Source organism: Waterburya sp., from assembly GCF_058530065.1.
The window spans coordinates 1-10,913 of sequence record NZ_JBZNBU010000178.1 but is presented as its reverse complement, the minus strand read 5'-3'; the positions used below and the strand labels follow the sequence as shown (position 1 = coordinate 10,913).

The 10,913-nt window shown below is 38.9% G+C and carries 7 protein-coding genes; 4 read left to right on the top strand and 3 right to left on the bottom strand.

The genetic code is table 11. The features are described from left to right. Both AC33VI_RS11305 and AC33VI_RS11300 read left to right on the top strand, forming a co-directional pair. The coding region (locus tag AC33VI_RS11305) for a D-alanine--D-alanine ligase family protein (RefSeq protein WP_491782363.1) at nucleotides 1-1,098 on the top strand (1,098 nt) is incomplete at its 5' end. 385 nt (nucleotides 1,099-1,483) lie between these two features. Continuing rightward, nucleotides 1,484-2,185, top strand: a complete 702-nt coding sequence (locus AC33VI_RS11300; RefSeq protein ID WP_491782362.1) for a Mo-dependent nitrogenase C-terminal domain-containing protein — start codon at nucleotides 1,484-1,486, stop codon at nucleotides 2,183-2,185. Nucleotides 2,186-2,457: 272 nt separating this feature from the next. Here the strand turns inward: AC33VI_RS11300 and aroB are convergent, their stop codons facing one another. Further along, nucleotides 2,458-3,540: a 3-dehydroquinate synthase gene (gene aroB, locus AC33VI_RS11295; protein WP_491782361.1), complete on the bottom strand. Its 1,083-nt coding sequence runs from the start codon at nucleotides 3,538-3,540 to the stop codon at nucleotides 2,458-2,460. Nucleotides 3,541-3,728: 188 nt separating this feature from the next. Between aroB and AC33VI_RS11290 the strand changes: the two genes are divergently transcribed. Continuing rightward, a complete protein-coding gene (locus tag AC33VI_RS11290; RefSeq protein ID WP_491782360.1) occupies nucleotides 3,729-5,396 on the top strand; it encodes an ABC transporter permease in 1,668 nt (555 codons plus the stop codon). Nucleotides 5,397-5,531: 135 nt separating this feature from the next. Here AC33VI_RS11290 and AC33VI_RS11285 read toward each other — a convergent pair whose 3' ends face one another. Beyond that, nucleotides 5,532-5,825 carry a hypothetical protein gene (locus AC33VI_RS11285; RefSeq protein WP_491782359.1) on the bottom strand — a complete coding sequence of 98 codons (294 nt, stop codon included), beginning with the start codon at nucleotides 5,823-5,825 and terminating at the stop codon, nucleotides 5,532-5,534. A 480-nt stretch (nucleotides 5,826-6,305) separates the two neighbouring features. Next, nucleotides 6,306-9,329 carry an exonuclease subunit SbcC gene (gene sbcC / locus AC33VI_RS11280; protein ID WP_491782358.1) on the bottom strand — a complete coding sequence of 1,008 codons (3,024 nt, stop codon included), beginning with the start codon at nucleotides 9,327-9,329 and terminating at the stop codon, nucleotides 6,306-6,308. A gap of 397 nt (nucleotides 9,330-9,726) precedes the next feature. Between sbcC and AC33VI_RS11275 the strand changes: the two genes are divergently transcribed. Beyond that, on the top strand, nucleotides 9,727-10,803 hold the full coding sequence (locus tag AC33VI_RS11275) for a Gfo/Idh/MocA family oxidoreductase (protein ID WP_491782357.1): 1,077 nt from the start codon (nucleotides 9,727-9,729) through the stop codon (nucleotides 10,801-10,803). Nucleotides 10,804-10,913 lie beyond the last annotated feature (110 nt).

Here is a 10,913-nt window from a genome sequence, read left to right as displayed (position 1 = left end):
GGATGTTCGGGAGAACATGAAGTATCGATAACTTCTGCTAAAGCGATCGCTTCAGCCCTACAACAAGCCGAAAATAAAGCTAAATATGAAATTTTACCCGTATATATTGACAAACAAGGTACTTGGCAGCCCAGCAATCTAGCCCAGCAAGTATTAGAATCGGGAGAGCCTTTATTACTTCCAGAAACACCAGTCAAAGAATCAAGCGATCGCACTAGTCATTTGACCGTTACTGGTTTTTCATCCCTAAGTCCTTCAGAACAAGACTTTAGCTATTCTGACATTGATGTTTGGTTTCCCATCTTACACGGTCCTAATGGAGAGGATGGCACGGTACAGGGTTTATTAAGCCTCATGAAAGTTCCCTTTGTCGGTTCGGGGGTATTGGGTTCGGCTTTGGGCATGGATAAAATTGCCATGAAAATGGCGTTTACTCAAGCAGGTTTGCCCCAAGTAAAATACGTAGCAGTTAATCGATCGCAAGTATATTCCAGCCCCTGTGTCTTCCCCAAACTCTGCGATGATATCGAAGCGCAACTAGACTATCCTTGTTTTGTCAAACCCGCCAACCTCGGTTCTTCAGTAGGTATTGCCAAAGTGCGATCCCGTGCCGAATTGGAAGAAGCTTTAGATAATGCTGCTAGTTACGATCGCCGTATTGTCGTAGAAGCGGGTATTACCGCCAGAGAAGTAGAATGTGCCGTGTTAGGTAACGATAATCCCAAAGCTTCAATAGTAGGAGAAATTACCTTTGATAGCGATTTCTATGACTATGAAACCAAATATACCGACGGTGCAGCCCAATTACATATTCCCGCCGATCTTCCCCGCGATGTTGTAGAAAGAATACAAGAAATGGCGATTCAAGCCTTTATTGCCGTCGATGCAGCAGGACTTTCGAGGGTGGACTTTTTCTATGTTGAAGAGACAGGGGAAATTTTGATTAACGAAATCAATACCCTACCTGGTTTTACTGCTTTGAGTATGTATCCTCAATTGTGGTCAGCTTCAGGAGTTCCCTTCCCCGAATTAGTCGATCGCTTGATTAAATTGGCTATAGAACGTTACAACGAATCCCCAATAACCTCAAACGGGTAAACTACCGCTAAACCAAAGCATTGCAGAGGGTAAAGCATTATCTTGGGAATCATCCATCATGATTAAACTCATCGCACCGTATGCCGTAGGATGATTTTTTCAAATACTACACAGCGATAGGCATCGTTTTTAGGGTCATAAATTCCCCATTGGCGATCGCCTTTGGGTCTACCTTGCCAGTGGATTAATTGATAATCGGGTTAAAATCTAGCTTCAATTTTCTGATTAACTTCAAAATGAAAATTGCTGGGGCGAATGGCTATTGCTTGGTCAATGATCGGGTTAATTATTCCCGAAATAATCAAATTAAATAGATCGGATAAACTCTAAAATATTTAATAGTTCGATGAGAACAAATAATTACAAATAATTAAAAATAGATACTATGAGTAATATTACCGAATCAGCATATAGCGATCGCCAAATTGTAGCTTGGCTTAGAGGTTTATATACTGTTGCCCTAGCAGACGGACATTACGATCCTGAAGAGAAAGAATTAATCGCTCAACTAACCAAAGACTTAGCCGATGCAGATCGAGTTAAGGCTCTCGAAAAAATTTCTCCAGCAGAATTAGCCGAAAATTTGGGTAAAGAGCCAGATACCGCCGAAAACTTTCTCAGAACTGCTGTTTTAGTAGCTGTAGCTGATGGAGTTTATTCTGCTCCCGAATACGAACTACTACATCAATTTAGCGATGCTTTAGAAATCAAAGTTGAAGCTTTAAAATCTTTAGAAACTACTCTTTATAAACCAGAAACCAACCAAACAGAAGCTCCTACTGGTGATGCTTCTCCTCTAACTCCTCCAGAACATTCCAAACACGGGGTAGATGTACTCCACCCAATTAAAGATTGGCTGGAAGGAATGGAAATTAAAGATCCCCGCTTAGCTAAATTTGTTTGTAAAGTGATTCCTCCTCAATGCCCTTTTGAAAGAGATATCAATTTATTTGGACGCAAAATCGCCCACATTCCCCCTCTCTGCAAGCTCAATCCTTTGTACGAGCAGTTTACGATGTTACGCTTTCGTTCTCTTTCTTATTTAGCTGATGATTGCGGTGAAGATGTGACTAAATATATTCAGTAAATTGAGTTTTTATTGGTAGGGACGAACAAACGTTAGCCCTTACAGTTTTTAAATATAACTAGCTGAGATACTCGAATTACGCTAATTTTGAGTTTACATCTCAGCTTTTCTTTTTCTCATAACTAAGAACTAAAAACTAAAAACTACGAACTAGTAAATTTTCCCAGAGAGCTATTCAACTGAAAACGGCTGTAATTCTCATAGGGAAGATCTTAGAAATGATTTTGCACGCAATTTCACCAATAATTTAAAAATGTCATAACAACTAACGACTAACAAAGAGCTTTACTAATTATTTTAGGAGTTACGGTATCGACAATAGTTACTTTGCCAACCGCAGTGGGTAAGATAAAACGTACTTTCCCTGCTTTGACTTTCTTGTCGCTTTTAATCGTTTCTAATATATCGGCGATCGCAACTTCTGGGGGAATTTCTGTAGGCAAGCCAGTCTTGGCAATTAAAGCATCTTGACGTTGAGCTTCTTGCTGCGTCCACAGACCCATTTCCACCGCAATTTTACCTGCTGCAACCATGCCAATAGCTACTGCTTCCCCATGAACGAATTGTTTGTAATTGGTCAAACTTTCCACTGCATGACCGATGGTATGTCCGTAGTTTAAGATTGCCCGCAACCCCGCTTCTTTTTCATCTTGTCCTACTACTTCTGCTTTTGCCTGACAAGAGCGAGTGATAATAGTTTCTAGCAACTTATCTCCCACGTTTTCTAAGCTATCGAGATAGGGATGAAGTTCCAACTTAGTAAATAAATCTTCGTCCCAAATTACGCCATATTTAATTACTTCTGCCATTCCCGCCCGAAATTCTCTGACAGGCAAAGTTTTTAATAGTTGAGGGTCGATCGCGACTAATTTTGGTTGATAAAATGCACCGATTAAATTTTTACCTTGGGGATGATTGACTCCTGTTTTACCACCTACCGAAGCATCGACAATGGCTAGCAAAGAAGTAGGTACTTGGACAAAGTTTATCCCTCGCAACCAAGTAGCAGCAGAAAAACCAGTCATATCGCCAATGACACCGCCTCCTAAAGCCACCATCGTCGAAGAACGTTCTAAATGATTATTTAAGGCAGTATCGTATACTTTTTGAATGGATTGCAGATGTTTGTATTCTTCTCCCGCAGGGATTAAATGAGTGCAGGTTGCAAAACCCGCAGCTTCTAAAGACTGGATACAAATCTCGCCATAGTGACTAAAGATTTCGGGATTAGAAATAACTAAAACTTTCTTTCCCAGATTCAATTGCTGCATTTGACTGCCTAGTTGACTGAGGCTACCAGGAGCGATCGCAATTCTGTAAGAATCTTGAGGTAAATCAACAGTAAGATCGGGCATATCAATATACGAGCAAAATATCGGCGAACAGTTATCAATTTACCATTGTCCAGACCTAGCTTGCTACATCTCTCACAAAACATTAGTTGGCAGTAGAAAAAATTTATCTTGAAAATAATAAAAACTAACAACTAGAAACTAACAACTAGATCGACAACTTTATTAAACTTGAATTCACGACAACCCAAATGATCGATTCAACTTCATCCCTAGCAATCAAAATTATTAAACGTTTTGCCTTAAATGGTTGGACGTTAACAGTAATGGCGATCGCTTTAATTATTGCCACACCAATCATTTTTGTATTTAGCAGTATTTTTGTCCAAAAAAGTGATGTCTGGCAGCATTTAGCTAGTACCGTCCTCAAAGACTATATTATTAACTCTTTTTGGTTGATGTTAATCGTTGGTACTGGAGTTTGTGCGATTGGAGTGGGAACGGCTTGGTTAGTAACGATGTGTCGTTTTAGGGGTAGTAGTTGGTTGGAATGGGGATTGTTATTGCCTTTAGCTGCTCCTGCATATTTGCTAGCCTATGCTTATACTGATATGCTCGATTATTTTGGTCCCGTCCAGTCTACTCTCCGTAATCTCTTTGGCTGGACGACCATACAAGACTATTGGTTTCCCGATATTCGTTCCCTTTGGGGGGCTGGAGTTATGTTGTTGCTAGTACTCTATCCCTATGTTTATTTATTGGCAAGAGTGGCATTTTTAGAACAGTCAGTATGTACCATAGAAGCCAGTCGTTCTTTGGGTTGCAATCCTTGGCGTAGTTTCTTTACCATTGCTCTCCCCCTTGCCAGACCTTCGATTGTCGCGGGTTTGGCGTTAGCTTTGATGGAAACCTTAAACGATTTGGGTACGGTAGAATATTTTGGCATCAATACTTTTACGACGGGAATATATCGTACTTGGTTGGGTATGGGAGAAAGATCTGCTGCTGCCCAATTAGCAGCATTTTTGATGCTCTTTATTTTGATTTTAATTGTTTTAGAAAGGCGATCGCGCAATGCTGCCCAGTATTATGGATCTTCCAGTTCGATCCAAAGATTGACTCCCTTTCAATTGAAGTCTTGGCGCGGTATTTTAGCTCTATTGGCTTGTCTTTTGCCCGTCATTTTAGGTTTTATTATTCCTGGGGGATATTTATTAAATTTAACCCTTAACAATCTCGATTCTATATTTGAAGGGGACTTTCTAGACTTAGCCCAAAACAGTTTTATCTTAGCCAGCATAACTGCGATCGCAGCCATGACTATTTCTTTATTTATGGCTTACGGACAAAGATTGGAATCTAACAGAATAATGAAAACTGCAGTTCGTATTTCAGCTATGGGTTATGCCATTCCAGGTTCGGTAATTGCCGTAGGAGTATTAATTCCCGTTGCAGGATTGGACAATATAATCGATCGCTGGATGCAAGCCACTTTTAATATCTCTACAGGACTATTATTATCGGGGACAATCGCATCTCTAATTTTTGCCTACTTGGTTCGCTTCCTGGCAGTGGCGTTTGGTTCGGTAGAATCTAGTTTAAATAAAATTTCTCCCAGTTTAGATGATGCTTCCCGCAGTTTGGGCTATGGTTCGACTAGCACCCTGTGGAAAATCCATACTCCTCTGATGGCGGGAGGTTTGTTGACTTCCGCTATGTTGGTATTTGTAGATGTTATGAAAGAATTACCTGCAACCTTGGTAATTCGCCCCTTTGATTTTGATACTTTGGGTATTCGCGTCTATCAATATGCTTCCGATGAAAGACTGGCAGAAGCTGCTGCACCTGCTTTAGCAATTGTCTTAGTAGGCATAATTCCCGTGATTTTTCTCAGTTGGCGGATTGCTCATTCTCGTTAGTCAATCTCAGTTAACCTGAGTTCGGGTTAGGCTAATGACCGAGCGATCGCTCTCAATTGATACTAATAACTAATAACTAAGGACTAATAACTAATAGCTACCCTAACTCTTCAATATTCCTATCCCGAACTGAGGTTAAATAGAACTTTTTTCCACTGGAGTAATGGAAAATCTAGCAGGATTAGTTTCAACTTGAGGAACAATCGAAAAAATAATAATCAAACTTACCAAAATAATCGTGCCTTTAATTCCACCTCTAATTTGCCAGTGAAAATATTTTTGCGTCAGCCTATCTGTGGGTGGCAATAAAACCAAACCAATTAAGAAAAAGAAACAGGCGATCGCTATATAGGGTGGTGGATTCATCAACGCACCAAAAGCTGCCACAAAAAATAAAGTCCCGACCAACCAATTTAAACGAGAAATCATCAATCTTAATTACACAATATTAAATAGCACAGCGATCGCTAAAACTCGCTTTGAAGAACCTTCAATCCGATTAAACTGCTGACAAAAGTAAATCAGGAATGGGAATAAATTCTTTTGCTCCAAGAAAATTTAGCATTATTAATCCAAGAGGTCTATTGTTAGAATGCCCAAGTAAGGCGAAAACATATCAATTTGACAAGATAATTCCGCAAAACAGGTTAGTACTGCCATTTGCTCTAATTGCTCCATCGATTAAATTACAGCAGTTTTCATCTAAGTCAGGTACAGAATAGATCGTTTTAAGGCAGGAGGCAGGGATCAGCCCTAAAGGACTAGTTGCGGCTAACTAAACGCCTTACTTTCGGTCGAGGCAGAAGTTAGATGTACCTCAGTAAACTGAAAAACGCTGTAATTTTGCACGAGTACTTATAGTCATAGTTATCGCACTAAAATATCAAATGCTTCTAACAGTTAAGAAAATTAATTAGAAACTTGCAGACAAGAACCATTTTCCCCTTTATAAATTTCAATTCTAGTTTGAAAAGCTTCTTTAAATTGGGGCATATGAGTAACGGCAAGAATACAGGCAAAATCTGAGGCGATCGCATTAATTGCTCCTACCAAACGATTGCAACCTTCTGCATCTTGCGTGCCGAAACCTTCATCCACGATCAGCATTTGTAAGGATGTTCCAGAACGTTGTGCCAGTAATTTCGCTAAAGCCAATCTAACAGAAAAGTTGATCCGAAATGCTTCTCCTCCCGAATAGGTTTCATAGGCTCTAGTACCGCTAGCATCGGCAATAACAATATCTAAAGTATCGATGAGTTTGGTTTTTTTCTTGGACGTTCCTTTACTGGCTTTTTGAGTTAAGAATTGAACGTGAAATTGGTTATTAGTCAGTCTTGCTAAAATGTGATTGGTTTCAGCTTCCAACTGGGGTAAGATATTTTCAATCGTTAAAGCTTGAATGCCATTTTTACCAAAAGCTTGAGTTAGTTCTTGATAGATACGAAATTGTTTTTCATATTCTTGGAGTTGTTTTTCTGTATCTTGATATTGAAGTTTGTAATTGTCTATATGAGCGATTGTCTGTTGCAATCTACCACTACGAGAAATTAATTCATCTAGTTGTTGGCGACGTTGTTGAATGGCTAATTCTAGTTGATTTATTTCTTCCCGATTGTCGGTAATGTTAGCTTTTTGTTCTAGATGTTGCTGTAATAGACTTTCGCTATTTATCTTTTCTGCTAATCGGACTTTTAATAGTTCTTCTAGTTCTTTAGTTCTCGTTTCAACTTGGGGATAATCTTGTTTGGCTTTTTCCAATTCTTGATATCTCAGTTGCCAATCTTGAGTTTGTCGGAGACGATTTAAAATGTCTTGATGTTCCAGGCGATCGTAACCTAATTCTTGAATTTTTTGCTCGATCGCATTGATTTGTTGTTTTAGAGCGGAATCAACGTGCAATTTTTCTAAAGAGGTTAGCAAATCGCTCATCTCTTTAATCAACTCTGGCTTTTGGCGGTCTAATTTTGCTTGACGTTTTTTAGCATCTTCAATTTTGGCTTGTTTGATTTCTGCCCAGCGCAAATTATTAACTTCTCCTCTAACTAAAGCATGGGTTTTTTCATCGTAATTAAGATGCTGTAGTTCCCCTTCCACGCGGTTAATTTCTGTTTTTAAATCTTGAGCATAGCTACCACTTTGTAAAGATAATTCTAAGCGTTCTTTTTCTACTTGAGTTTGTTGCAAGCGGGCATAAAGTTCTTCTGTGGCTAACAATTGAGCTTCTAATTGTCCGTACTGTTGTTGTAAAGAATCATAGATAGATATTTCTTGGGATATATCATGATATTCTTGACGCAGTAATTGTAATTCGCGATCGCAAGTAGATAGTTGTTCTTTAATTACCCAAATTTGTTCTTCTATTTCTCGTTGCTGCTGTCTGGTTTTATCAACTACACGAGCGCGATGGTGGCTGTCTAAAGGGCGATCGCACAGAGGACAGAGAGCGTCAGGATTATCCAGCATTTGTAATTTTTGCTGGAGTTCGTAAATTTGTCTTTGATAGATCCGTTGATTTTCCTGTAATTTCGATTGGAATTCTTTTCTTTCCGTACCTTTTTCTTCAACTCTTTTTTGATAAACTTTTTTCTTATCTAATTCTTCAATTTGAGCGTCTACTGTTAATAATCTGTGTCTTTGTTCGGGTACTTTTTCAATATCCCCTGCTAGTTTTAAAGTAGAAAGATGAAGTTGTTCTAATTTGGCTGATAGTTTGGCTTCTTCGCGGTTTATCTTATTTTCTAGTTCATTTTTCTGTTTGATTAAAGGGGATATATATTGCTGCAAGCGATCTAGTTCGTCTAATCTCTTACGACTAGTTTTTAATTTAATCAAAGCCGATTCTACATCTTGACTTTTGGCAAAAATTTTATTATTCTCTTGTTCTTGTTGGGCAATTCCTTCTAAACGAGTTTGCAATCGGTCTATTTGCAAATTAAGCTCGTTTTTTTGTCCCTCTAACTGTCTTTCTAACTGTTGTTTTTGCTGCTGTGCTTCTTGATGCAAAGCAAACTTGCGAGACAATTCCTTTTCTCTCTCTTGCCAAGTAATTAACCCGCGATAATTATTAATAATTTCTACTTCTCCTCCAATCAAACTATTTAAGGCAGTCAATTGCTCCCGAAGAGTATTAATATCTTTTTGAGCGCGATCGCAATCTTGAGTCAGATTTTGATGTTGGCTTTGTTGAATGGCAAATTGCTTCTCCCAAGTCTGGCGTTGATAGTCAATGGCTTTTAACTCTTCCAGTCTGCGGCGATCTTGGTCTTGATTTGCTTGTCTCTGGCTCAATTCTTCGGTTACTTTTGCCAATTCTTCGGCAATCTCGACCTTTTTGGTCAATTCAATAGTTAACGGTTCTAAATTTTGTTTTAACTGCTCGATCTTTCCCTTATATTCCTTCGCCGTATCCTTAGCTTTGGCTGACAATTCCTCATAACGATCTAACTTCAACAAATCTGCTAAAATTTGCTTGCGATCGCTCGGACGACGTAACATAAATTCATCAGCCCTTCCCTGACGTAAATATGCGGAATTGGTAAAAGTATCATAATCCAACTTCAAGCAATTAATTACCTCCTCTTGAGTCGCCCGCAAGCCCTTAGCCGTAATCGAACGAAAACTACCAGCTTGAGTCTCTACCTGAAATTCTAAAGAGCTACTTCTACCCCTCGTGCGAGATCTAATTACTCGATAAGTTTGCCTATTACAAATAAAATCAAAATCCACCCGTACATTTTTCGCACCGCCATTAATTACATCATCTTCCGTTGCTGCCCGACTTTTACCCCAGACTACCCAAGTAATCGCTTCCAACAAAGAAGATTTTCCCGCACCATTCGCCCCGCAGATACAAGCGGTATGCAATCCCCGAAAGTTTAAAGTCGCATCTCGATAGCTCAAAAAGTTTTTTAAGGTTAGCTGCAACGGAATCATACTTTATGAGAACCTATAGATAAAGGATAATGCTATTTAGTATCTTTGCATTAATAATTAGTCTAGGGGCGGATTATTGGGGATTTGAGCTTTTACTGATTCTATTTTATAAAAATTAACAATTATTGTCCCTCTCCAGTCATATTTTTTACCTTTACTGTGTAGCTTGAAGCATATTTCTGAGATTAAAATCCTATCTCTTAAATAGACACTTATTTGTAACTCACAATATATATAAAGATATATTAATATACACAGTAATAACAGATGTCAGATCGGCAAATTGAAAGTTAATTTACAAATAATATCTGTGTGATAGCATCTGGGTGATTTGGTAAAGCTTTATAAATTTAAGTATTACCAAGCGAATTTTAATGGTGAAGGAGTGAATCTCAACGTGCAATCTAATTTTTCGGAACAACCGCATAATAAAAACCGCAAACAGAAATCTCAGCCGTTAAAGATGGGGGTAATTGGCGTAGGGAATATGGGGCGACATCACGCTCGTATCCTCAGTCTACTAAAAGATATTGAATTAGTAGGGATTTGCGATTCCAACTTAGCTAGGGGAATTGAAATTGCCAGTCAATATCGGACTCATTTCTACGAAAAATACGAGGAACTACTACCTCATGTAGATGCAGTCTGTATTGCCGTACCGACTAAGTTGCATCATGAAGTGGGAGTAAAATGCCTACAAGCAGGAGTGCATATCTTAATTGAAAAACCGATCGCTGCATCGATTGTGGAAGCAGAATCTTTGGTTAATTTAGCAGCAGAAACAGGCTGTATTCTCCAAGTCGGTCATATTGAAAGATTCAATCCTGCTTTTAGAGAATTAAGTAAAGTAATTCAGACAGAAAGCATTTTAGCTTTAGAAGCCCACCGTTTGAGTCCTTATTCTAATCGTGCTAATGATGTATCGGTAGTATTAGATTTAATGATTCACGACATAGATCTGTTACTAGAACTTTCTGCTTCTGCTGTAGTTCGTTTAACTGCTAGCGGTAGCATTTCTAATGATTCGGGCAATCTCGATTATGTAACTGCCAATCTGGGCTTTGCTAATGGAGTAGTAGCAACTTTAACCGCATCTAAAATAACTCATCGTAAAATTAGACGTTTATCCGCTCACTGCAAAGATTCTCTAATCGAAACTAATTTCTTGACCAATGAAATTCTCATTCATCGCCACCAAGAAACTAACCTCAAAGGAGACGGACAGAAAATATACTACCAACAAGATGGTATTACCGAAAAAGTCTACACTAGCAATGTCGAACCGATACACGCGGAAATCGAACATTTTGTCAACTGTATTCGAGGAGGAGAACGTCCTTCTGTTGGTGGAGAACAAGCCTTAAAAGCCTTGCGTTTGGCAAGTCTAATCGAACAAATGGCTTTAGACGGTAAAATTTGGCAACCAAACAACCCTCAAGAAGCAATCAATTCTCCAACAATGTCCATTATTTAAGTATGAACTGCTACGACCTGCTTCGCGAGGTCATAGTATCTAAAAACCTCGGTCAATTCAGGGACGGTTTTATTCGTCCTATTAGCTTCCCGTCTCATAGGCTCATGCCT